This is a genomic window from Hamadaea flava (assembly GCF_024172085.1).
Lineage (GTDB): Bacteria > Actinomycetota > Actinomycetes > Mycobacteriales > Micromonosporaceae > Hamadaea > Hamadaea flava.
Map to the genome: position 1 here is coordinate 8,676,467 of NZ_JAMZDZ010000001.1, position 23,388 is coordinate 8,699,854.

23 protein-coding genes are annotated in these 23,388 nt (G+C 70.7%); 8 read left to right on the forward strand and 15 right to left on the reverse strand.

Annotated elements, in window-relative coordinates; genetic code table 11:
• Window positions 1-44: 44 nt before the first annotated feature.
• On the forward strand, window positions 45-725 hold the full coding sequence (locus tag HDA40_RS40355) for a 2-phosphosulfolactate phosphatase (RefSeq protein ID WP_253763358.1): 681 nt from the start codon (window positions 45-47) through the stop codon (window positions 723-725).
• 103 nt (window positions 726-828) lie between these two features.
• Here the strand turns inward: HDA40_RS40355 and HDA40_RS40360 are convergent, their stop codons facing one another.
• Window positions 829-1,029 carry a hypothetical protein gene (locus HDA40_RS40360; RefSeq protein WP_253763359.1) on the reverse strand — a complete coding sequence of 67 codons (201 nt, stop codon included), beginning with the start codon at window positions 1,027-1,029 and terminating at the stop codon, window positions 829-831.
• Window positions 1,030-1,191: 162 nt separating this feature from the next.
• Complete coding sequence (locus HDA40_RS40365) at window positions 1,192-2,100, reverse strand: DMT family transporter (RefSeq protein ID WP_253763360.1); 909 nt, start codon at window positions 2,098-2,100, stop codon at window positions 1,192-1,194.
• Window positions 2,101-2,167: 67 nt separating this feature from the next.
• On the opposite strand from HDA40_RS40365, the gene pdxR reads away from it, so the two are divergent.
• Window positions 2,168-3,535, forward strand: a complete 1,368-nt coding sequence (gene pdxR / locus HDA40_RS40370; protein ID WP_253763361.1) for a MocR-like pyridoxine biosynthesis transcription factor PdxR — start codon at window positions 2,168-2,170, stop codon at window positions 3,533-3,535.
• A 7-nt stretch (window positions 3,536-3,542) separates the two neighbouring features.
• Here pdxR and HDA40_RS40375 read toward each other — a convergent pair whose 3' ends face one another.
• Window positions 3,543-4,055, reverse strand: a complete 513-nt coding sequence (locus HDA40_RS40375) for an NUDIX hydrolase (RefSeq protein ID WP_253763362.1) — start codon at window positions 4,053-4,055, stop codon at window positions 3,543-3,545.
• A gap of 210 nt (window positions 4,056-4,265) precedes the next feature.
• Here HDA40_RS40375 and HDA40_RS40380 point away from each other — a divergent pair, with 210 nt between their 5' ends.
• Together HDA40_RS40380 and HDA40_RS40385 are read left to right on the forward strand one after the other, a co-directional pair.
• Window positions 4,266-5,222 carry a ParB/RepB/Spo0J family partition protein gene (locus HDA40_RS40380; protein ID WP_253763363.1) on the forward strand — a complete coding sequence of 319 codons (957 nt, stop codon included), beginning with the start codon at window positions 4,266-4,268 and terminating at the stop codon, window positions 5,220-5,222.
• A gap of 47 nt (window positions 5,223-5,269) precedes the next feature.
• On the forward strand, window positions 5,270-6,874 hold the full coding sequence (locus HDA40_RS40385) for a glycoside hydrolase family 13 protein (protein ID WP_253763364.1): 1,605 nt from the start codon (window positions 5,270-5,272) through the stop codon (window positions 6,872-6,874).
• Window positions 6,875-6,924: 50 nt separating this feature from the next.
• Here HDA40_RS40385 and HDA40_RS40390 read toward each other — a convergent pair whose 3' ends face one another.
• From HDA40_RS40390 to HDA40_RS40415, 6 genes are all read right to left on the reverse strand, one after another.
• The gene (locus tag HDA40_RS40390) at window positions 6,925-7,905 is read right to left on the reverse strand and encodes a Gfo/Idh/MocA family protein (RefSeq protein WP_253763365.1); all 981 of its coding nucleotides are present in this window, start codon (window positions 7,903-7,905) and stop codon (window positions 6,925-6,927) included.
• Entirely contained in the window at window positions 7,905-9,266 is a 1,362-nt protein-coding gene (locus HDA40_RS40395; protein ID WP_253763366.1) for an NDP-hexose 2,3-dehydratase family protein, read from the reverse strand. Before HDA40_RS40395 ends, HDA40_RS40390 begins: the two co-directional genes overlap by 1 nt.
• Window positions 9,263-10,768, reverse strand: coding sequence for an amino acid adenylation domain-containing protein (locus HDA40_RS40400; RefSeq protein ID WP_253763367.1), 1,506 nt, complete (start codon window positions 10,766-10,768; stop codon window positions 9,263-9,265). The genes HDA40_RS40395 and HDA40_RS40400 overlap by 4 nt, the downstream gene beginning before the upstream one ends.
• Window positions 10,765-11,028 carry an acyl carrier protein gene (locus HDA40_RS40405; RefSeq protein ID WP_253763368.1) on the reverse strand — a complete coding sequence of 88 codons (264 nt, stop codon included), beginning with the start codon at window positions 11,026-11,028 and terminating at the stop codon, window positions 10,765-10,767. The genes HDA40_RS40400 and HDA40_RS40405 overlap by 4 nt, the downstream gene beginning before the upstream one ends.
• A 77-nt stretch (window positions 11,029-11,105) precedes the next feature.
• Entirely contained in the window at window positions 11,106-12,272 is a 1,167-nt protein-coding gene (locus HDA40_RS40410; protein WP_253763369.1) for a cytochrome P450, read from the reverse strand.
• A gap of 16 nt (window positions 12,273-12,288) precedes the next feature.
• Window positions 12,289-13,665: a condensation domain-containing protein gene (locus tag HDA40_RS40415; RefSeq protein WP_253763370.1), complete on the reverse strand. Its 1,377-nt coding sequence runs from the start codon at window positions 13,663-13,665 to the stop codon at window positions 12,289-12,291.
• A gap of 197 nt (window positions 13,666-13,862) precedes the next feature.
• Between HDA40_RS40415 and HDA40_RS40420 the strand changes: the two genes are divergently transcribed.
• Entirely contained in the window at window positions 13,863-15,170 is a 1,308-nt protein-coding gene (locus tag HDA40_RS40420; RefSeq protein ID WP_253763371.1) for a glycosyltransferase family protein, read from the forward strand.
• A gap of 57 nt (window positions 15,171-15,227) precedes the next feature.
• Entirely contained in the window at window positions 15,228-15,938 is a 711-nt protein-coding gene (locus HDA40_RS40425; RefSeq protein ID WP_308197844.1) for an NAD-dependent epimerase/dehydratase family protein, read from the forward strand.
• Between the two features lie 11 nt (window positions 15,939-15,949).
• Here HDA40_RS40425 and HDA40_RS40430 read toward each other — a convergent pair whose 3' ends face one another.
• The 6 genes from HDA40_RS40430 to ccmA form a co-directional block, all read right to left on the reverse strand.
• Window positions 15,950-16,738, reverse strand: a complete 789-nt coding sequence (locus HDA40_RS40430; protein ID WP_253763373.1) for an ABC transporter permease — start codon at window positions 16,736-16,738, stop codon at window positions 15,950-15,952.
• Window positions 16,739-16,750: 12 nt separating this feature from the next.
• Complete coding sequence (locus HDA40_RS40435; protein ID WP_253763374.1) at window positions 16,751-17,539, reverse strand: ABC transporter permease; 789 nt, start codon at window positions 17,537-17,539, stop codon at window positions 16,751-16,753.
• 1 nt (window position 17,540) lies between these two features.
• Window positions 17,541-18,464 (reverse strand): ABC transporter ATP-binding protein, encoded by a 924-nt coding sequence (locus HDA40_RS40440; protein ID WP_253763957.1) that lies wholly within the window; start codon window positions 18,462-18,464, stop codon window positions 17,541-17,543.
• 129 nt (window positions 18,465-18,593) lie between these two features.
• Window positions 18,594-19,673: a nucleotidyltransferase family protein gene (locus tag HDA40_RS40445; RefSeq protein WP_253763375.1), complete on the reverse strand. Its 1,080-nt coding sequence runs from the start codon at window positions 19,671-19,673 to the stop codon at window positions 18,594-18,596.
• Between the two features lie 174 nt (window positions 19,674-19,847).
• Window positions 19,848-21,308, reverse strand: a complete 1,461-nt coding sequence (locus HDA40_RS40450) for a DUF6297 family protein (protein WP_253763376.1) — start codon at window positions 21,306-21,308, stop codon at window positions 19,848-19,850.
• Complete coding sequence (gene ccmA, locus HDA40_RS40455) at window positions 21,305-21,931, reverse strand: heme ABC exporter ATP-binding protein CcmA (RefSeq protein WP_253763377.1); 627 nt, start codon at window positions 21,929-21,931, stop codon at window positions 21,305-21,307. The genes HDA40_RS40450 and ccmA overlap by 4 nt, the downstream gene beginning before the upstream one ends.
• Before the next feature lie 138 nt (window positions 21,932-22,069).
• Between ccmA and HDA40_RS40460 the strand changes: the two genes are divergently transcribed.
• A complete protein-coding gene (locus HDA40_RS40460) occupies window positions 22,070-22,507 on the forward strand; it encodes a DoxX family protein (protein WP_253763378.1) in 438 nt (145 codons plus the stop codon).
• A 155-nt stretch (window positions 22,508-22,662) separates the two neighbouring features.
• Window positions 22,663-23,388 carry a hypothetical protein gene (locus tag HDA40_RS40465; RefSeq protein ID WP_253763379.1) on the forward strand — a complete coding sequence of 242 codons (726 nt, stop codon included), beginning with the start codon at window positions 22,663-22,665 and terminating at the stop codon, window positions 23,386-23,388.

The window sequence follows — 23,388 nt, forward strand, 5'->3', positions numbered from 1 at the left end:
AATCGCCTTGCTCGTCGGAGTTCCGCGGTGAAGACTCGTCCCTCATGGTGATCATGGGCATGGACGCCGAGATGCCAGTTGGCGGGGTCGTCATCGTCATCGATGTCATTCGCGCCTTCACGACGGCCGCGGTCGCCTTTGAACGAGGCGTCACTGAGATCGCCTGTGCCCGGTCTGTCGAGGTCGGCCGGACTCTGTGCCAGCGGTACCCGGATCGGCTGCTGGTCGGCGAGGCCAACGGGATCAAACCCCCGGACTTCGACCTCGGGAACTCTCCGATGGAGTTGGCGACGGCACAGCTGGACGGTCGCGCGCTGATCCAGGCGACTTCGAACGGCACGCTGGGGCTTGCCCGGTGCCCGGATCCGGTGGCGTTGCTCGCGGTGTCGGCGCGCAACGTCGGCGCCGCAGCTCGATGGATCGCGAGCAATCACGCGGATGCGCCACGGGTCATCCTCTGCACGGGGAGGACTGCCGAGGACTGGGCCTGTGCGCGGTACCTGGCCGGGCTCCTGGACGGGGCGGAGCCGGACCGGGCCGATTTGGTCGCGGGCATCCTGGACGGTGCCGCCGAGCACGCCCGCTCGTACGCCAGACGCCCCGTGGCCGAGCGGGTTGATCTATCCGAGGACCTCCGCTACTGCTGCGATGTCGACCGGTCCGCATTCGCCATGGTCGGCGACGTCCGCGAAGACCACGTCGTGCTCACGCCCGTGCCCTGCTGAACAGGAGTGCCTGCCGGGGCGGCGTCAGCCGGGTGGGTCCGGTCCGGCTGGCCGGGTCGGCGATCGGCCCGGCCGAGCAGCAGCGCCCGGCCGGGCCGGACCGTCAGTCGACCACCGTCGCGCTGAATCGGGACTCGGCTGCGTCGAACTCGATCACGCGTACGCGCAACGTCGCGCCGACCACGGCTCGACCGCCGCGGACGAGCCCGCGCAGGCCGGAAGCGGTTTCGACGAGTAGCCCAAAGGGCTTGCAGGACAAGACGACGACAGCCGTCTCGTCGCCATGACTCAGGAGGGTTTCCATGCGGCTCACCCCCTCTCAGGACCTCAGGGTGAGTCGGACAGCGGGCGTTCGCCGCCCCTGTCTCTTCCTGTCGCGGGTGGCGTTCGCGCCGGGCTCTGCCCGGACGTCACAAGGCGTGATGGTACCAATCCCCAGCGCTGACCGGCAGGGCCGGCGCAGCCGTCAAACCGATGCGACGGCGCGCGGTCGGCGTCGCACGGCCTTCGGCGGGCTGAGGTGCGGCAGCGCCAGCCCGGCCATCACGACCAAAACTCCGATCGTCGCTGCCGACCCGGGCAGTCGGCCGTCCATGACGGCGGAGACCGCGAGGGTGGCGAGCGGCAGCACGCCGACGAGGACGCCCGCGCGCTCGACGCCCAGCTGCTGGATGCCCAGGAACCAGGCGATGAAGGCGACCACCGTCACCACGACGGCCAGGTACGCCAATCCGGCGGCTTCGGCGACGGTGGGCAGCCGCACGGCGGCGGCTTCGCCGGTGACGATCGCACCGACGGCGAGCAGCGGGACGGCGAGCAGGCAAGCGTACGCGGAGACGCGTACCGCGCCGAGTCCTGGCAGCAGGGGAGCGGCGAGCACGGAGAACCCCGCCTCGCAGGCGAGCGCCCCCAGTGCGGCCGCCAAGCCGATGGCGTCGGTCTGGCCGAACCCTTCGACCAGGGCGGTCCCGGCGACCACCACAGTGGACGCGATGACCAGCCGGGCCGCCGGTCGCCGTCGGGCCATCAGCGGTCCGAGCAACGCCAGGATCAGCGGGGCTGCCCCGATCGCGGTGCCGATGACGGCTGGTTCGGCGTGCCGCAGCCCGATGAGCACGCACGCGTTGAACGCGGCCAGCCCGACCGCGCCGAGCGCAATCAGCAGGATCAGGTCGCGCCGGGTGGGCCGCGTACGCACGGGTGCGGGGAAGAAGCGGGCGACGCCGAACAGGAGGACGGCGGCGACGGCGTACCGCAGTGCCTGTCCGGTCAGCATCGGGTAGGCGGTGATCAGCCGGCTCACCGCCACCGAGCTGCCGACGATGATCATGCCGAGGATGCACAACGCGTACGCCGCGCGGCTGGAAATGTTCATGATCTCGACCGTAGAGTGCAAGTGGTACTGGAATCAGGTCCAATCGAGCGGCAAATAGGAGGACCACTTGGGGGCGCTGCTGCCGTTCGACCGGACCGGGCGCGGCGTCGCGGGCCGGCTGACCGAGGCGCTGCGTACGGCCATTGAGCAGGAACGGCTCGCACCGGGCACCCGGCTGCCGTCCAGCCGAGAGCTGGCTGCCGAACTCGGTCTGTCCCGGGGCGTCGTCGTGGAGGCGTACGAGCAGCTGATCGCGGAGGGCTGGCTGACCGGGCGGCGCGGGTCGGGCACGACCGTCGCGACCGCGGCCCACCCGCACGGTGCCACCACGCGGGATCCGTTCGCGCCGCTGGGACTGCGACCGCTGCGGCCCGGTGTTCCCGACCTCGGGCTGTTCCCCCGAAGCACCTGGCGGCGTGCGTACGAGCAGGTGATCACGAACATGCCCGACGCGGATCTGGACTATGGCGATCCGGCCGGACCGGCGTCCGTGCGCGAGCAGCTCGCGGCCTATCTGCGCCGGGTGCGCGCGGCCCGCCTGCCCGCGACGGACCTGATGCTGACGGCGGGCGCGGCGCAAGCGTTCTCGCTGCTCGTCCGCGCGTTGCGCGGCGCGGGCCACCGGGTGGTGGCGCTGGAGGATCCGGGCAGCAAGGGCGTTCGCGAGCAGCTGGAGTATTCGCTGACCGTGCTGCCGGTGCGGGTCGACGAGGAGGGCCTCGACGTCGACGCCCTCGCCCGCACCACCGCGCGCGCCGTCGTGGTCACTCCCGCGCACCAGTTCCCGACCGGCGTCGTCCTGTCACCAGCGCGCCGCGCGGCGCTGATCGCCTGGGCGCGCCGGTGCGGCGGCGTCATCGTCGAGGACGACTACGACGCCGAGTTCCGCTACGACCGCGACCCCGTCGGCTGTCTCCAGGGCGTCGCGCCTGACGTCACCATCTACATCGGATCGGCCAGCAAGGCGCTGGCTCCGGCGCTGCGTCTCGGCTGGCTGTCCGCGCCGCCCACGCATCTAGCAGCGGTACGCACCCAGCGGCAGGCGGTCGACCTCGGTGGTCCGGCGCTGGAACAGCACGCGTTCGCCACCCTGTTGGGCAGTGGCGGTTACGACCGCCACCTGCGCCGAGCCCGCCGCGCCTACCGTACGCGCCGCGACGCTGTGATGGCGGCACTGGCCGCGCACCTGCCCGGCCTGCGGGTCCACGGCGTGGCCGCCGGCCTGCACCTGGTCCTCGAACTGCCCGCCGGAACTGACGACGTAGCCGTCGCCGCCGCCGCGAACCGAGCCGGGCTGGGTCCGGTCGCGCTGTCGGCGTGCCGGCTCGACGACGGCCCGCCCGGCCTCGTCCTCGGATACGCCGCCCACACGCCCGACGAGCTGACCGCGGCCATCGCCACCCTGGCGACCATCATCGCGGAGGCTCGCGCTTAGCGGTTCCTCAGGCGTCGGAGTGGGTGAAGCCCAGTTCGGTGTCGTGCGAGCCGTCTTGGGCGTACCAGGCCATCGGCTCGTCCTTGAGCGCTGTCTCGACGCGCAGGCGTTCCCACGCCGGCATGTCGGGCAGGGCGTGCGGCGGGAACCAGCCGACTTCCAGGGATTCGTCGTCGTTCACCCGGGCCTCGCCACTGACGGCCAGGCACCGGAACCAGATGTTGAGGTACTGGCATCGGTCGCCGTTCGGGTACGTGACCGGGTGCATTGCGGCGCCCACGAGGCGCTCGACGACGACATGGACGCCCGTCTCCTCCTCGATCTCGCGGACGATGGCGTCGGCCGGCTGCTCGCCGGGGTCGATGGCGCCGGCGATCAGCGACCACTGGCCGGTGTCGCTGCGCCGGCCGAGCAGGATGTGCCCGGCGTCGTTGACGACGACGGCGCTGACCCCCGGCAGCATGAGCAGCTCAGGGCCGACGAGACGGCGCAGTCCGGCGACGTAGGGAGACATCGGCATCGCGGCAGTCTAACGGCGATCGGCGGGGAACGGGAGGGGCGGATCAGCACGGACCGCAACGGTCCTGCACGGCAGAATACGGTTATTGCAAGATGTGGCATAGATCTTGCATCTGATTGACCGCCGCTGTAGTTTCCCAGTCATCGATACAACGGGGCCCGATCGATGCCCCATGGCACGCGCGTCACCACGGCTTACGGGGAGAGCAGCATGGGGTTGGATCCTGAGCCGGCGGCCGCCACGCGACCCACGGGTGCGGCAATCCCGCGGCCCGTCGTCTACTTGCCGCTCGACGCGCTGGCCGGTCCGGTCTGCCCCCGATTCGGCGGCGTCGACGAATCCCACGCCCGCCTGCTCGCCGAATCCATCGATGCGCTGCCGCCGATCGTCGTGCAGGCGCGTACCTATCGGATCATCGACGGCATGCATCGGCTGCGGGCCGTCGTCCTCGCCGGACAGTTCGAGATCGCCGCGGTGCTCTCCGATGAGGACGACGATCAGGCGTACCTGAGCGCCGTCGCCGCCAACATCTCGCACGGGCTGCCGTTGAGCCTGGCCGACCGGCGAGCGGCGGCCGCCCGGGTCGTGGCCAGGTACCCCGAATGGTCTGATCGCCGCGTCGCCAAAGCAGTCGGGTTGTCCGGCAAGACCGTCGGGGCGCTGCGGCGTACCGCCGCGGGGACGGAAGCCGCGGTCCGGATCGGCAGCGACGGGCGCGTACGCCCGATCGACTCGGCCCGTGGCCGTGAGGTTGCCCGGGAACTCCTCAGCCGCCGCCCCGAGGCGTCGCTGCGCGAGGTCGCCAGTGCGGCCGGCATCTCACCGGCGACCGTCCGCGACGTCCGCGATCGCATGAACCGTGGCGACCTCGCCGACGACGTCCGGCCGGTGCCCGACAACGTACGCGCGATCAAACCGCGTACGCCTGACGAGGTCGACTGCGGTCGGCTGCTGCGGAACCTGTCCCACGATCCGTCGCTGCGCTACACCGAAGTCGGGCGTACGCTGCTGCGCCGGCTGCTCAACCAGCCCGCGACCGTGACCGTGGTCGAGGAGCTGCCGCCGCACTGCCTGCCGATCGTCGCCCGGCTGACCCGCGAGTACGCCTCCCGCTGGGCCGACTTCGCCGAGCAGGCCGAACGCCGGGCCCGGGTCGAGGCGGCCTGACGCCTGCCGAACCGACCGAAGCCGTCCCTCATCGCCGGAGGAAGTCCGTGTCCGACAACGCATCCGACTGGTGGCGCAATGCTGTCATCTACCAGGTGTACCCGCGCAGCTTCGCCGACGCCGACGGCGACGGGGTCGGCGATCTGAACGGCTTCCGGTCGCGGCTGCCGTACCTGCGCGATCTCGGGGTCGACGCCGTCTGGTTCAGCCCGTGGTACCGGTCGCCGATGGCCGACGGCGGCTACGACGTGGCCGACCACTGCGACATCGACCCCACCCTGGGTACGCTCGCCGACGCCGAGGCGCTGATCCAGGAGGCGCATGCGGTCGGCATCAAGGTGATCATCGACGTCGTGCCCAACCACGCGTCGACCGACCATCCGTGGTTCCGGACGGCGCTCGCGGCCGGGCCGGGCGCGCCGGAGCGGGACCTGTTCTACTTCCGCCCAGGACTGGGCGAGCACGGCGAGATCGCCCCGAACACGTGGGTGTCGCCGTTCGCCGGCACGACCTGGACCCGGGTGCCGGACGGCGAGTGGTACCTGCACCTGTTCGACGCTTCACAGCCGGACTACAACTGGCGCCATCCGCAGGTGATCGAGTACTTCGACGACGTTCTCCGGTTCTGGTTCGACCGTGGGGTCGACGGCATCCGCATCGACTCGGCGCCGCTGGTCGACAAGGATCCGAACCTTCCCGAGGTGGCGGCTGTCGAGGAGCACCCGTACTCCGATCGCGACGACGCGCACATCGTGTACCGCCGGTGGCGGCGGGTCGCGGAGGAGTACGGCGGCGACCGGGCGCTCATCGGCGAGGTGTGGCTCTACGACCCGGTGCGTTTCGCCAATTACCTGCGCCCTGACGAGATGCACGGTGCGTTCAACTTCGAGTTCCTGTGCAGCGAGTGGGGTGCTGCACGGCTGCGTAAGGTGATCGACGAGACGCTGGCCGCCCATGCGGAGGTCGGCGCGGCGGCGAGCTGGGTGCTCAACAATCACGACGTGACCCGCGTGGTCAGCCGGTTCGGCCGGGCGGACACCGCGTTCAGCGTCGCCACCCGCCGTCATGACACTCCGGTCGACGTCGAGCTCGGCGCTCGCCGCGCGCGGGCGGCCATCATGCTCGCCTTGGCGCTGCCCGGGTCGGTCTACCTGTACCAGGGCGAGGAACTGGGCCTCACCGAGGTCGAGGACATCCCCTTCGAGCTGCGTACGGACCCGATGTTCCACCGGTCCAACCAGGTCGACCCCGGCCGGGACGGCTGCCGCGTACCGCTGCCGTGGTCGGGCGACGCGCCGCCGTTCGGCTTCAGCGCCGCCGACGCGGCCCCGCCGTGGCTGCCGCAGCCGGCCGCGTGGAAGGCGTACTCGGTGCAGGCGCAGACCGGGGACCCGGAGTCGATGCTGGAGTTCTACCGGCGCATGCTCCGGCTGCGCTCAGCCTCGCCGAGCCTCGGCGACGGGCGGATGAGCTGGCTGCCGGCTGCGCCCGAGGTCCTGGCCTTCGCCCGTGGCGACGATGACTTCGCCTGTGTCGTCAACCTGGGCGGCGAGCCGGTGGAACTGCCGCCGCACCGCGAGGTGATCCTGGCCAGCGCGCCGCCGGCGGGTGGGCGGTTGCCGGTCGACACCACCGTCTGGCTCCGAACCTGACCGTGCCCGTCCGGCAGCGGAGGGTGCGGTGACGCGCGGTGCCGGACGGGTCAGATGGGCACGACGGTCGCGATCCGGGCGACCTGATCGATCAGCGTGGCCTGCTGGATGCTGCCGTCACGCCAGGGCGGCGGCGTCGAGCCTGCGGTGACGGCGGCGGCGAAGGCGGCCAGGACATTGGCGAACTGGTCGTCCGGAGGCAGCGTGACGGTTCGCGTGCCGTCGGCGGTTTCCAGGTGGACGACAGGAGCCAGGTCGGGCGGTGGCGTGAACGCCCGGTCGAGCCACAACCGGCCGGTGCTGCCCCGGAACTCGTAGCGGGACACGTAGGAGTGCTCCATGCCGAAGGTCAGCTGCGCGGCCATGCCGAGGTCGTTGCCGAGCAGGATCGAGCCACCGGTCACCACGGTCGTCTGCGTGCTCGTGCGCATGACGGCACCCCGGACGGCGAGCGGTCCGGGCAGGAAGTGGGCCGCGGCGCGGATCGGGTAGCCGCCGATGTCCAGCAGCGCTCCGTCGCCGGTACGTGGATCGTTGCGGATGTCGCCGGCCGGCCTCGGTGGGATCGTGAAAGCGCCGCAGAACTCGCGCACGGCACCGATCGCGCCCTGGGCCAGCAGGTCGCGTACGTGTGTATGCTGGGAGTGATGGAGGAACATGTAGTTCTCCAGCAGCACCAGGCGCTGTTCCTCGGCCAGTGCGAACAGCGCTGCGGCGTCCACGCGCGACGTGGTGAGCGGCTTCTCCGCGAGCACGTGCTTTCCCGCCCGCAGCGCCTTGTCCACCCAGTCCCGATGCAGCAAGGGTGGCAGTGGAATGTAGACGGCGTCGACGTCGTTCCGGGCGAGCAGCGCGTCATAGCCTGCCACCGGTCGGCCGCCGAACAGGGTGCAGAGCCGCTGGGCCTTGGCCGCGTCGCGGCTTGCGATCGCGGCGATCTCGATACCGGGGACGGTCGCGGCGGCGGGCAGCGTACGCCGTTCGGCGATGTCGGCGCAGCCGAGCACCCCGAGGCGGAGCGCGTGTCCCATCAGCGGGCCCCGAAGGACTTCGAGCGGTCGCGGGGAGCGGGTTCGGACAGTCCGACCATGCAGCTGATCAGGCACCGGGCGTAGACGTTGACGAGGTTGCCGAAGCGGACGAACCGGCTCAGCTGCTCGATCGTCAGCCAGCAGTAGTCGTCGGGCACGTCGAGGTCGAAGTCCTCGCCGACGTCGACCACCAGGTAGCGGTTCTCGGCGTGGTAGAACCGGCCGCCTTCCTCGGAATGCACGACGTCGACCAGGACATCGCCGTCGCCGAGCAGCACGTCGAGGAACACCGGCCGGCGAGAGTGGGACCCTCGGGCGTAGTTGGCCGGATTGCACGCCACCGACGGTCCGATCTCGACGATGTCGCGGGTTCCCGCCTCGGTACGCGCGTGGGCCAGCACGTGGAACACGCCGTCGATGCTGCGCCCGAGGAAGCCGACCAGTCCCCGGTCGATGGGCGCCAGCATCGGCTGCGACCAGGCCGTCACCTCACGGCTGGCGGCCGTGACGTCGACCGCCATCACCGAGAAGAAGCGGCCCTCGCCGTGGACCAGCCGGCCGTCGGACCAGTGCCAGTGCGGGACCTCGGCGAGCGGGATCAGCTCCTGATACAGCCGGTAGCGGGTCTTGGCCTCGCACAGCCAGCTGAGGATGTGCTGGAAGCGGTGCACCGCCGGACCGGCGAAGCGGCTGCGCAACGAGATCGGGCCGGGCAGGGCGTAGGGGAGCCCGGACAGCACCGTACGCGAGTCCATGTTCACCAGGTTGGGCACCTTCAGCAGCTCGATCACGAGGTCGACGCTGAGCCAGCAGAAGCTGTCGCGGAGCGGGACCTCGCCGTCGATCTCGATGATGATGTTGCGGTTGCGCTTCTGGTAGAACCACGATCCCTGTTCGGACTGCAAGGCGTCGAAGACGGTACGCCCCGAGCGCGGCGCGACGAAGTGGTCCAGATACGGCACGGTGGCACCGCCGTGGACTCGGGTGTAGTTGCTCCGCGTCGCCTGCACGGTGGGGGAGAGCTGGACGACGTTGATGTTCCCCGGCTCCATCTTGGCCTGCATGAGGCAGTAGACGGTCCGGTCGACGACCTTGACCAGCAGGCCGAGGATGCCGATCTCGTCCTGCACGATGATCGGCTGCCGCCAGGCCGGCGTGTCCCGGTGATCGGTCTCGACGTGCAGGCCCTGGATCGAGAAGAACTTGCCGCTGTCGTGAACGATGTTGCCCGTGCCGGTCTCGGCCCGCCAGGCCGCCGCGTCCTCGACCGGGATCTGCTCGGTCCGGTAGGCCTCGCGGTCGTGTTGTTCGGCGAACCAGGCGTAGAACTCGGCGAGGTCGTCGAACATGGCCCGGGTCACGGTTCCGGGCTCAGCAGCGCTCGAATCCGGCCTCGGTCCGGTTTGCCGCTGGGCAGCTTCGGCAGCGTCTCGAGCACGTGATAGCTGCGCGGAGCCATGTACCGGGGCAACACCTGGGCGCAGTGCGCTTCGAGACGGCGTACGAGGTCCGCGCCGAGGCCGTCCAGAACCGTGACGGCACAGGCCAGCTGGAGCCCGCCGACTCCGTCCGGCACGGCCTCCACGAACGCCTGCCCCACGCCGGGATGGCTCTCCAAACCCCGCTTGACCTCGTTGAGGTTGATCCGGTTGCCGCGGATCTTCACCTCGTCGTCGCGCCGACCGTCGTAGTGGATCGCGCCGTCCGCGCTCCGGCTGCCGATGTCGCCGCTGCGATAGTGCAGCTCGCCGTGCGCCTCGACGAACGCCCGCCGCTCCTCGTCGGGCCGCTCGTGATAGCCGGCCATCAGCTGGTCGCCCGCGATGATCAGCTCGCCCGGCCCGTCCGGCGTGCTGACGCCGTCGGCGTCCAGGAAGCAGATGTGGCAACCGGGCAGTTCGGGCCCGATGGCGTACGCCCGCGTCCGGCCCGGCTCGCGGTCGGTGATCCGCTGCGCGGTGACGATGACGGTGGTCTCGGTCGGGCCGTAGCCGTTGAACACGGTCAGGTTCGGGGCCGCCGCCAGCCACGTCTGCACCGAGCCGGGGTGGACGATCTCGGCGCCGGTGAGCACCATCCGCAGCGCGCTCAGGTCTCGGGCGGCCAGCTCGCCTCGCTGGGCGAGCAGCGTCAGCGTCGACCCGATCGCGGTCAAGTGCGTGATTTCTTGGCTCTCGATGATGTCCACGACCAGCGACGGGACCATCACCGCAGGACCGAGGGTCAACCGTGCCCCCACCGCCAGCGGCACGATCAGGTCCACGATGGAGCCGTCGAAATGCAGCGGCAGCGTGTTGAGACAGCGCGAATCCGCGGTGAAGCCGAGCGACGGCACGACCCCGGCGACGAACGCGTCCAGCGCGCGATGCGGGATGCGTACGCCCTTCGGCCGCCCGGTGCTGCCCGAGGTGTAGATCATGTACGCGATGCACTCGGGATCGTCCGGCATCTCCGGGGCGGTCTCGCCGCGTCCCCGGGCGACGAGATCCTCGACCGCCAGCACGGACACCGGTACGCCCGCCCTTAGTGCGTCGGCGCGGGCGGCGGTGCACAGGATCGCCGGGGCCGCGCAGTCGTCAAGCAGTCCGACGCGGTGAGCCGGCGGCGCGGTCGGATCCAACGGCACATAGGCGGCGCCGGCGCGCATGACCCCGATCAGCCCGACGATGGAGGCGGCCGTCTTCTCCGCGTGCAGGGCCACGAAGTCGCCGGGGCGTACGCCCGCCGCCACCAAGCCAGCCGCCGCAGCCGTGCTGTCACGATGAAGCTCGGCGTAGGTCAGGGTGGCATCGGGTCCGATCAGCGCGACCTGGTCCGGCCGATGGTCGGCGGACGCGGCCAGGGAACGCAGGAACGCACTCATGCGGGCATCCGGCCCCGGACGAGTCCCGCCAGGCCGGGCAGGCTCTCCAGCGCCGCCAGGTCGGCCGGGTCCTTGCCGAACTCGACGCCGAAGTCCTTCTCCAGGCGTACCGAGAGCTCGACCGTGTCCAGCGAGTCGAGGTTGAGCGCCCGCAACGCGTTGTCGTCGTCGGCCAGGTCGGGTGCGACGTCGCGGCCCTTGATGTCGCAGAGGATCCGGATCAGCGTGCTGGTGATCTGGTCGGTGGTCGGTGTGGCCATGCCGGCGGCTCCTGGTCGCAGTGGGAATCGGGTCGCGGTGGGGAACGGGTCGCGGTGGGGGAACGGAATGGCAGGGGTCAACGCGTCGAGAAGGCGATCCGGAGGCCGGGCACGAGCCGGAACGTGCGGCCCTGGGGCACGGGCCGATCGGGTGCGGTGACGGTGAGGTCGCTCAACCGCCGGCCGAGCGAGGTCAGCATGGTCTCCAGTTCGGCCTGAGCGAGCCCGCTGCCGAGGCAGTGATGGCGGCTGTAGCCGAAGGTGAGCGGCAGCGGTCCGGCACGGCCCGGCTGCCACCGGTCCGGGTCGGCGTACGCGTCTGGGTCCCGGTTGGCGCTGGCGATGCAGGCCTGCACCGGCGCACCGCGGGGGATCGTGGTTCCGGCGATGGTGACGTCGTCGGTGGCGTACCGCAGGGTCACATGTAGGGGTGGCTCGTGCCGCAACGTCTCGACGACGGTGGCGGTGACCTGTGCGGGGGTGTCGTGCGGGCCGGGCAGGGTGCCGGGTGTCGTGCCGACCCGGGCCAGGAGGTTGACGATCGACGCGCCGGTGGTCTTCGTGGCCGCCGCCATCAGCAGCATCGAGTTGCTGATGATCTCGGCGGGGCCGAGGTCGGTCTCCTCGCGCAGCAGGGCGAGCAGGCCGCTCCCGGCACCAGCCGCCGCGATGCGCCGTTCCAGGTACGCCCGCAGCTCGTCACGGTGCGACATGACGTGCGACAGCGAGACCGGTGCGTGGTCCACGTAGTCGATCAGCGGATCCATGAGTCGATGGAGCAAGCCGGTGTCGGCCGCCGGGAGCCCGAGGACCCCGCAGATGACCCGCATCGGCAGTTCGCGGGCGAGCGTGGCCGGGATCAGCTCGGGGTCGTCCGCGAACACCTCGTCGAGCAGCTGCTCCACGATCGGGGTGACCATCTGTTCCACGTGGGCCCGGATCGCCGGTGGCCGGAACGAGCCGGCCAGCGCGGACCGCAGCCGGTCGTGCTCGGCGCCCTCAGTGTCGAGAAGCGACACTCCGAAGGTCGGCCGGCTGCGCCGGAACGGGTGGTAGGTGCTGAACCCGGGCGACCCCAGCACGGTCCGCACGTTGGCGTAGCCGAACACGAAGTAGACGCTCAGCTGGGGCGACCAGTGCACCGGCGAGTTACGGCGGTACCAGTCATACACCGGCCACGGTTCGGTCTGGAACGTGTGGTCGTCGAAGTCCAGCGGTGGCGACCCGTCCCCCATGGTGGTCATCGATGCTCCGTCCGGCTCAGCGGGCCCGGCCGAACGCCGGCGGCTCGCCGCCGAAGCCGTCGGCTGCCCAGCGAACGATGTCGTGCACGTGCCACAGCATCGCCTCGGCGAAGCCGTTCCAGCCGGTGTGCTCGTTCCAGCGCAGCATCAGCAGCGCCGAGCCGCCCGTCCGCTGGACCGACAGCATGTGCCGGGGGCCGCGCAGCCGGGGCTCGGCGAACGTCACCACGCCCTGCTGCTCCGGTTCCTGGTACGCCAGGCGTTCCCGGCTGAACGACCGCTGGTTGGCTGTCGTGCCCAGGACCGGATCGGTGACGTAGCTGAACATCGGGAACGCGGCGGCCGTGCCGTAGCGGTCGCCGAGGATCTCCTCGACGTCGCGCGCGGCGACGGCGGAGTCCACGTTGGCCGCCCGGTGGTTGTGGAAGATCTGCGTCGCGACGTCGTGCACGTCGGCCTCGGTCGGGCCGGCTGCGCGTACCGGCACGACGACCGGCGCGGGCATGGCCGAGAAGCGAACGGACGACTTCACGGGCAGCGACAGCCGGTTGGCGCTCACCGCGTAGACGCCGACCGCCGGCAGGTTCTCCACCGCCGCGATCGCATAGGCGTACGCCGTCAGCAGGATGGCCGGCGGCCCGATCCGGTGCCGCTCGGTCAACGCCGTCAGCGCCGGTGCGAGGTCGTCGGTGGCGAGGAAACCGATGTGGTGCTTGGCTCCGGACTCGTCGCGCCGACCGAAGCGGGCCGCGGCGCCGTCGTCCCAGGTCCAGTCGCCCAGCGCCGCTCGAAGCCGACGCGCCTGCTGCCGCCAGATCTCCAGGCCCCGGCGGTTGTCCGCCACGCCGTCCGCCGTGTCCTGGGCCGCGGCGGTGTCGATCGGCTGCGCCGCCGCCGGTTCGCCGGCGAACGGATCCTCGAGTCCGTCGGCACGCCCGGCCACCGCCAGCGTGACGTCGTGCTGCAGGACCTGAAATCCCCACGCGTCGGTCGCCGAGTGGTCGACGACCAGGCCGATCTCGGAAACCGTTCCACCCCGGCGGAACAACACGAACCGAGCCGGAAAGTCCTCACCGATGACGAAGCTCAGGTTGGCCGCGGTCGAGTAGACACTGCCCTCGGGGTCCTCGTCGGTTGCGACGACGACGTCCGTCAGACCGTCCACCGCGAAAGCCCGCTGGACGTGGGCGTACGGCGTGGGGGCGCGGTCGATGAGCGTACGCAGGCCCTCGTGGCGGTGGAGCACGTCGCGTACGGCGGCCTCGGCGACGGCGACCGGCACGGGGCGTACGGGCAGCACGACGGTCAAGTTGTCCTCAAAGGACGCTGTCTCGTCGACCGGCACCCAACGGGTCCACAGCTGCTGCGCCCACGTGAGGCCGCCGCGGCGCACTTCCTTCGCCGAGCCTGATCCCGCCAACAGTGAGCCTCCCCTCAGGACCGCATGCGCCGGAACGCTAACCAGCCGGTCCGGGTGTGCGCAATCGTCGAAACCCTTGCTGCTGACCGTTCACGTGCTGGTATTGACGGTCCGCGACGCGGTCGGCAGGCTGCGATCTGGCCGGTGCGTCCCACCACGGAGGTTGTTGCATGGGCGACCATCGTCTAGCTGTGCTCATCTTCACCAACGAAGGCTTCCGCCAGGTCGACGGCGGGGTCGCCCGCGTCGTACACGACGTGCTCGACCTGCGTTCCGAGGCGGTGCAGATCGCGCAGGCGCGGGGTGCGACGGTGCGCTGGCACATCGCCGAGCGAGCCTCGAACTCCGGCTACGACCCCGTCCGATGGGCGTACGCCGAGCAGCGGTGGCTCCGCGACGGCGACGTCCGCTACCACCGGATGGCCGACCCCCGGGCGCACCCGTGGGAGATGGACCACTTCGAGCATTGCGTCGCCATGGGCGCGGCCGGCGGCCAGGTCATGCTGTCGGTCGCCGAGGACGCCGACTCGGTCCTGGTGATCTCCGGGATGAGCATGTTCGCCATGGCGGCCCGGTTCGTCATCCGGGCGGCCGACCAGTTCCAGATCCCGGCCACCTACGTCCACCTGACCCACAATCCGGTGCTGAACGCGGGCGGCGACGCCGAACTGCCCGAGACCTACGCCGACTCGGTCATGGGACACCTGGCCCGGCACGACGAACGCGTGACGATCGGCTGGGAGTCGGAGTGGATGCGGGACCAGTACCAGCAGGTCTACGGCATCCCGGACGGCAAGACGCTGTTCGCGTACAACGGGATCCGGCAGGACTCGCCGAAGTTCGACCGCATCCCGCCGGACGAGGTCGAGGCGATCCTGCGATCGCTGGGCGTACCGCTGGATCGCGACCTCATGATCAGCTGGGGCCGGGGCGTCCGGGAGAAAGGCTTCGAGCTGTTCCTCGACGCGGCGGCTCAGGAAAAAGGCGTGCTCCCGGTCGTGCTCAACCCTCGCCCTAACCCGGCCTTGGAGGAGTACAACCGGTCGCTGGGCTCGCCCGGGCTGCTGCTGTCCGGCCAGGACGATCGTGTGCTGGCGGCGTTCTGCCAATGGCCGCGTACCTTGGCCGCGGTCTTCCTGTCCGAACGCGAATCGGCGTCCATCACCGGCAACGAGGCGACGCTCATGAACGGCGGCACCGGGCTCGTCGTGGTCGGCGTACCGGCCGGGGTCTATCCGGAGTTGATCGACGACGGCGTGGACGGGGTGATGGCCAAGGAGCGCACCGTCGCCGGGGTCGCCGAGGCGCTGCGCTCGGTGGTCGAGATGCCACCGGCGGAGCGGGCCGCGATGAGCGTGGCCGCGTTGGAACGGACCCGCCGCACCCGCGACTACCGGACCAACTGGCTGCGTTCGTTCACCGAGATGGTCGACCGCCACTTCACGGTGATCGGCCGGTCCGCCGAGCCGCGAGCGTAGGGGAGCGGCGCCATCGAGATCATCGGCCACGGATTCCTCGCCCACAGCCTCCAGCCGATCGCGGACCGCCACCCCGACGCCGTGGTCTTCGCGGCGGGCGTGTCGAGTGTCAGCGCGGTCGGCGAAGGCGAATTCGCCCGCGAGGCGGAGCTGCTCTACTCGGTCCTGCGCAGCTGCGTCGCCCACGGCCGCCGAATCGTCTACTTCTCCACGTCGTCGTCGAGCATGTACGGCGGGCAGGGCAGCACCGGCCGCGAGCGCGACCCGGTCTACCCCACCAACCCGTACGGCCGGCACAAGCTCGCGCTGGAGGGCGTCGTCACCGCCAGCGGCGCGGACCACCTGCTGCTGCGCCTGTCCCACACGATCGGCGTCGGCCAGCCGCCGCACCAGCTTCTGCCCGCATTGGTACGCCAGATCGCAGCGGGCCACATCCAGGTCTTTCGTGGGGCGCACCGGGATCTCATCGACGTCGCCGACGTGGTGACGATCGTGGACAGCCTGCTGAAGTCGTGTGTGGTCAACGAGGTGGTGAACGTCGCCACCGGCGTCGGCGTACCCGTGGAGGAGGTGCTGGACCACGTGGAGAGCCGGCTGCGGCCCGACCGGCCGGTGGTCCGCGAATATGTGGACCGCCCGAACCGGCATGAGGTGTCGATCGAGAAGCTGCGGCGGCTGGTGCCGGCCGTGGACGGCATGCGGTTCGGGCCGGACTACTTCCGGCCGGTCATCGATCGCTACCTGGAGTCGACGGTCGTGCAGTCGTAGGTGCCGCGTGCCTACGGGCGCAGCTGGCCGCGCAGGCGGCCGACCGCCAGGGAGAGGGCGACCACGCCGAGCCCGCCGAGGTACGCGACGGCGACGAGCAGGCCCGGGCTGAAGCTGCCGAGCGCCACCCCACGGACCAGCTCGATGGCCTGGTAGAGCGGCAGCACCGCGATGACCGGCCGCAGTCCGGCGGGGTAGACCGACAGCGGGTAGAACGTGGTGGCGAACATGAACATCGGCAGCATGACGAGCTGGATGTACTGGAAGTCCTGCCAATTGCGAAGGTAGGTCGTCGCGTAGAGGCCGGCGCTGCCGAACGCGAAGCCGATCAGCGCCGCGGCCGGTACGGCGAGCACCGCCCACGGCGAACGCAGCAGGCCGAGAACGGCGCTGGCGGCCAGGAACCCGGTGGCGGCGACGACGGCACGCAGCATCGCCCAGACGACCTCCCCGATCGCCACGTCGGCGACGCTCAGCGGGGTGACCAGGATCGAGTCGTAGAACCGTTCGTGGCGGATGCGAAGGAACACCCGGAACGTGGTCTCGCCGAACGCGCCGTTCATCGCGGCCGCGGCGAGCAGCCCGGGTGCCACGTACGCCGCGTAGGGCACCCCGGAACCGGCCACGGAGCCGATGACGGTGCCCAGCCCGAAGCCGATCGCGAGCAGGTAGAGCAGCGGCTCGAACAGCTCGAACGCGAGGTTCACCCAGGTCCGGGTGTTCACCAGGAGGTGGCGTTCGAGCAGCAGCGGTGCGCGGGCGCCGGGCCGGCGCCGTCCTGGGATCGCTGTCGTCGTCACGGCTCAGTCCTCCTATGGGTGCAGGACCCGGCGGTAGGCGATCCGGCCGCCGATCAGTCCGGCCGCGGCCATCACCACCAGGTACGCCACATGGCCGGCCGAGCCGAGCAGGGTGGCGGTGCCCTCGTTCAGGGCCCGGCACAAGGTGACGGCGTGCCACAGCGGCAGGAGCTGGGCGAGCGGGCGGACCGCCGCGGGCAGCGTCTCGACCGGGAAGAAGGTGCCCGAGAACAGGTAGAGCGGCAGCATCACGAACCGGTAGATCTGCGAGATGTTCTCCGGATTCGGCACGATGATCGAGAACGCCGCCATCGGGGCCGCGAACGCCACCCCGGTGAGTACGCCCACCGGCACCATCGCCAGCGCCCATGGGGAACCGGTGATCTCCAGCACGGCCATCACGGCGACGAAGAACGAGGCGTTGAGCGCGCTCAGTACGCCGACGTACAGCAGGTGGCCGACGAAGATCTCAGCCGGCCGCAGCGGGCTGTTCATGGCGGCCTTGTACGCGCCGCCGGTCATCGCGGCGAGGCGCACGACGCCGCCGGAGTCGATGAGCGCCGTCTGCATCGCCGAGGCGGCCAGCAGTCCGGGGGCGAAGAAGTCCAGATATGGCTGCCCGCTGGGCAGTCCGCCGGTGGTGTCGACGATGTGCCCGAGACCCACACCGATGGCGAGCAGGAAGATCAGCGGGTTGAACACCGCCATGACCAGCGCACCCCGCCAGGTCCGCCGGTAGCGGTACAGCCAGTACCCCAGCCCGCGCAGCGTACGCGCGGCCGCGGTGGTCGTCGCAGTCATGTCAGTCGACCAGGGTGCGGCCGGTCAGGGTGAGGAAGACGTCCTCCAGTGTGGACCGGCGGACGAGCGCAGACGTCGGTTCCAGTCCCTGGGCGTGCACGTCACGCAAGGCGGCCTCGCCGTCGGCGGCGTAGACGAGCAACCGGTCGGGCAGCTTCTCCAGGCGGTCCGCCCGAAGCTTCTCGGCTGCGGCCGACAGCTCCGACCGGGGGAATCGCAGCTCCACCACCTCCCGGGTGACGTGTGCCTCGATCAGTTCCCGGGGCGATCCGGCGGCGACGATCCGACCGGCGTCCATCACGACCAGCCGGTCGCACAACTGCTCGGCCTCGTCCATGTAGTGCGTCGTCAGCAGCAGCGTGACACCGCGCTCCTTGAGCAGGAAGACGCGGTCCCACAACAGATGCCGGGCCTGCGGGTCGAGGCCGGTCGTCGGCTCGTCGAGCATCACCAGATCGGGCTCGTTGACCAGCGCCCGGGCGATGGTCAGCCGGCGGCGCATCCCGCCGGACAGCTCACCGACCTTGGCGTCGGCCTTCTCGGTCAGCTGCACGAAGGCCAGCAGTTCGGCGGCCCGCTCGCCGAGGACCGTCTTGGGGATGCCGAAGTAGCGGCCGAACACGACGATGTTCTCGCGGACACTGAGTTCCTGATCCAGACAGTCGTCCTGCGGCACGACACCCAGCCGTGAGCGGATCCAGGCGTCGTCCACGGCCGGATCGGCGCCGAGGACGCGCAGCAGGCCCGAGCTGACCGGCGAGGTGCAGCCGATCATCCGCATGGTGCTGGACTTGCCGGCGCCGTTCGGCCCGAGGATGCCGAACACTTCGCCGCGGCGCACTTCCAGATCGATGCCGTCGACCGCGGGCACCGCCGCCGTGCCCTTGCTCTGATGGGTCTTGCGCAGGCCGCGCGCCAACACCATGGGCTCGCCGTGGGCGACCGTGTTCACTGCCACTCCGTGGTGCTCCTCGGCCGGGCTGCGCTGGACCGTCACGGGCCTGCTTGCCGCACAGTGCTCCGCGCAGCGCGACACTATCGAGACCGAAGGCGTTCAGTCGAGGCGTTCGGCGAACCTGACCGCACCGTCGGCGAGCACCGCGTCCTGCCAGACCCGCAGGCCCTGTCGCAGTTCGTTGCCGGCTCCGACGCTGGCGTTGTCGCCGACCACGACACCGTCGAGGACACAGTTCGCGCCGATGCTCGCCCCGACGCCGACGATGCTGTCGCGGATCTGCGTACCCGAACCGACGTGCGCACCGGCGCGGACGATGCTCGCCTCGACGGAGGCCCCCGGTTCGACCCGGGCGTCCTCGCCGATGACGGTGCCACCGGACAGCCGTACGCCGGCCGCGACTGCGCCGGGCATCAGCCGGAACTGTCCGGCTACGCCACTGACCGGTGATCGCATCACCCCGAGGACGGTGTCGGCCGACGCGCGTACCAGCGACTCCGGGCGACCGAGATCCGACCAGTACTCGGTGCAGACATGCCCGCGGAGATGCGCGCCCCTGGCCAGCAACCGCGGAAAGACCTCGCGCTCCGTCGACACCGGACGGTCGCCGGGGATCGCCGCGACTAGGTCGCGCCGGAAGGCGTACATGGCGCCGTTGACGTATTTGCCGCCGTAATCCTCGTCGGCGGGCTTCTCGACGAACGCCTGCACACGTCCGGTGTCGTCGACCGACACACAGCCGAACTGCTTGGGATCGGGCACCTCGATCAGCTGCAGCGACACGTCCGCCCCGGCGGCGCTGTGCGCGTCCGCGAAGCCGCGCAGATCGAGGGCGGTCAGGATGTCGCCGTTGACGACCAGGAGCGACTCGCCGTCACCAGGCAGGGCCGCGGCCGCGTGCCGTACCGCGCCGGCCGTGCCGAGCGGCTCCGGCTCGAACCGGTGATCCACCCGCATGCCGTCCCAGTCGCCCAGATAGGCCCCGAAGACCTCGGCCCGGTACGCCGTGGCCAGCACGACGTGCTCGATCCCGGCGGCCCGCGCCTGCGCGAGCTGATGGGCCAGGATCGGCACCCCGCCGACCGGCAGCAGCGGCTTGGGAGTGCTCAACGTCAACGGCCGCAGCCGCGTGCCCGCCCCGCCGACCAGGATGACCGCCTCGGTGACGCGGTCTGCCATGCCTGCCTCCCCGATGTGTGCGTGTCATCGTCGAAAGGTCCGCACGCACCGTAGAGCAGCCGTGGCCAACTGAGGATGTTCCGCAGTTGCGCGGCGACGCCTTGCCGATACCGGTCTTGTCCGGGAGAGTACGGCTGGGTCCTTATGACCGTTGCGACTCGCCGCGCCCACTCTTCAGCGAGAGCGGATCGCCACGGCGAGCACCAGGGCGCTTGCGACCAGCTGCGCGCCGACCCACGGCACGGTCAGCTGCCCGGTCGCGAGCGCCAGGAGCACCGGGAGGGTGCCGCCCACTGCGACGTCGAGGCCCTTGACCGTCCACAGGAGCCATCCGGTGGGCAGCTGTGATCCCGTCATCGGCATGACGACCAGCGTCGAGGTGTGATCGATCGGGCCTCGCCGGGCCAGTCGCCGGGCGGCGACCGCGACGGCCGGAGCCGCCAGCGGCCCGAAGACCCACCACGGCCCGGGCGGAAGGACTCCCAATACGCTGCCGCAGATCAGGGCGGCGGTCAGCCATCCACCGCCGAGCAGTCCCGGAAGAACGAGCCGGGCGGCGTCCACCGCCGTGGGATCGATGCCGAGCATCTGGCGCAGCGCGGGATCGGCGATGTCGCGCCGCAGCGCGGCCAAACCTGCCGCGGCGGCCGTCAGCGTGCCCGCGCCGAGGAGCAGGATCACCGCGATATGCCGGCCGGAGATCATGACCGCCAGCAGGGCGGGCCACGCGACGGCCGCGGCGAGGACGGCCAGCCTTCCCGGTCGCCGGGCCAGCAACCGGGCATCGGCGAGCGCCACCGCCCACGGCGGGCGCAGCCGGGGCCAGCCCCGTGAACGCAGCCTCCGGGCGACCCAGTATCGATCCTCGGCGACCAGTGAGAGGTGGAACGGCTCGAGGCCGATCGTCGCGTCGGCTGCGGACCCGAGACGCTGCGACGCGTCCACCACCGCGGCGGCGGGGAATCCGCGCAGACGGCGCCAGGCGTACCAGCTGAGACTTGTGGCCAGGCTGAGCAGCACGAGGGTGGCGAGGACGACGATGCCCGTGCTGGGCGAAGGTGGACTTGTGCGCAGGCCGAGCGCCCACGCGATGGCGGACCCCTCGCCTACGGCGAAGGCCGCGCCGAGCGCGATGCGCGGCCACGCGGCACGGGTGGCCTGCCAGGAGACGGTGGCGACGGCGAGGATGAGGACCGTCGAGGCTCCGGTGACTGCGGCGGCCCCGGTGGTCAGCGTGTTCGGCGTGCCGACCACGGCGAGGGCCGTCAGCCCGACGGCGCTGCCTACCACCGTGGCGCTCGCCGCCAGCGACACCGCGATTCGCGTGAGAACCGCGCGGCGTGGCAGCGGGCTCAGCAGGAGCCAATGCGCATCGGACGGCGGCAGGACGAGCGGTCCGACGACGCGAGCGAGCTGCGTCAGGCCGGTGACGGCGAGCAGCACCACCGAGGCGGCCAGGACCGTCCGCTCGGGATGAGCCTGACCGGAACTCAGCCCCCGGACGACCGCCAGCAACGGGGCGGCGATCAGTCCGAACGCGACCGTGACGCCGAACAGGATCGTGTAGCGGTCGACAAGGGTGCCGGCCGAACGGTGCGCGCGGGTCAGCCGCCGCGCCTGGGTGAAGGCCGTCATTCCGCGGTGAGGGCGTGATCGGCGATGGTCAGGCGTCGCGCACCACAAGCCGCGACGAACTCCAGGTCGTGGGCGGCCATCAGCACGGTGCCTCCGCCTTGGGTGTACGCGCGGAGCCGGCGTGCCAGCACTGCCCGGAATCCACTGTCGAGCGCCTGTTCGGGTTCGTCGAGCAGAAGCAGACGGCTGGGGCGCAGCAGTGCGGCAGCGAGCATGACCCGCCGCCGTTGTCCGGACGAGAGAGACAACGGCGTTGCGTCGGCCCGGTCGGCGAGCCCGAAGGCTACGACGGTGGCGTCGAGATCGGCAGCCGAGGCATGCGTGATCCGCACGAGGTCGAGGTGTTCGCGGACGGTCAGACCCGGATACCAGGACGGCTCGTCCGCGACGTAGGCGACGTCTCGCCAGTATTCGGGGTCGGCCGCGGGCGGCTTGCCGAGGACTTCGATCTCGCCTGCGGTGGGGGACAGCAGGCCGGTGAGGCAGCGCAAGATCGTCGACTTGCCCGCGCCGTTCACGCCCAGCAGTGCGACGACTTCGCCGGGCGCGACGCCGAAGCTGACGTCCTTCACGACGAGATTGCCGCCGCGCTCGACGTCGAGTCCCCGTACCGCAACGATCACAGCTGAAGAATACCGGCGACCACATCCGCAGGTCGTCACGTAAGTCGGTTACTTCCAAGTATGTCAATATGACGATGCTCACGGAATTAGCTGCTTTCGGGCGGAACCCGCGGCGGGGCCGGACTGCTCCAATCGGTCATGAACTCATGGCAATCGATGGAACGGGTCCGGCCCTACGGCATCGGCCTGTTCCGCGTCGTGGTCAGCCTGCTGTTCGCGATGCACGGCGCGGCGTCCTTGTTCGGCGTCCTGGGTGGGGCACGTGGCAACGCCGCCACGATCCCGTTCGCGCAGTGGCCCGGGTGGTGGGCGGCAGCGATCCAGCTGGCCGGCGGAGTGCTCGTGCTCCTCGGGCTCGGTACGCGATGGGCCGCCCTGCTCTGCTCCGGCTCGATGGCGTACGCGTACTTCGTCGTGCATCAGCCGGCCGCGCTCGTGCCGCTCAAGAACGGCGGGGAACTCGCGGCGATGTTCTGCTGGTCGTTCTTCCTCGTGGCCATCGTCGGCCCCGGCGCGTTCGCCCTCGACACGCTCCTCCCGGCCGCCCGTCGCGAGAGCCGGCCGCTGAAGGCGTAACCGGGAATCTCCAGCCGGCTGGGTGCGGTGGCAACGATGCCGCCGCGCCCAGCCGGGCCGCAATAAATGCTTTCAGCGCCGATTCAGGCCCGCGCCATCGCCTTCCCGCACGCTTCCGGCGTCAACCAGGAAGCCCGCAAGGGAGGGAGCACCGGATGAGACCTTTGGCGTACCGCTTGGCGGTACTTGGGGCGATCGGCGGGATGGCGCTGGCTACCACGGCCGCAGCCACACCCGCAATGGCCGGGGACGCTACGCCGATCAAGGGCGAGTGCGTGATCGAGCACGTGGACGAGCGAGGTCAGGTCATCGACACCGCGAGCGCGCGGGAAGGAGACGAGTACGGCCCGTTCCGTTGCGCTGACGCGCAATGGAAGCTGGTCCGGAATCCGTTCGACCGGGATGACGCCGTCACGAGTCTGGAGATCCAGATCGATCCCGCCGGCAAGGTTTTCCCGGGTCGGCTGGTGGGTTCGGCTCTCGGCGCAGGCATGACGCTGCGCGACCTGGCGCGCCTCGTTCAGGCTCTCACCGGCGAGGAGGTGGTCGTCGATCGCGCGATCGTGGCGGTAGACGACGGCAAGCAGCGGACACCCGAACAGGTGCGGGCCCTCCTGGCGGGCAAGGACACCACCGGCGTCCGGGTGCTGGGCGAGTTCGACCGGCTCGACCAGACGATGACCGTCAAGGACGTCGTCGACGGCGCCGAGGGCGCGGATCCGGAGACGACCGTCGTCTATTTCAGCATCTGGGGGGCGATTAAGGACGCGTTCAACTGGGTGGTGAAGAAGCTTCGCGCCGTCGGCGACTGGCTCGACGAGCACTGCCATCTGGAACCGTCCGCGACCGGTGACGGCGCCGACCTGGTCTGCGAGTTCTGA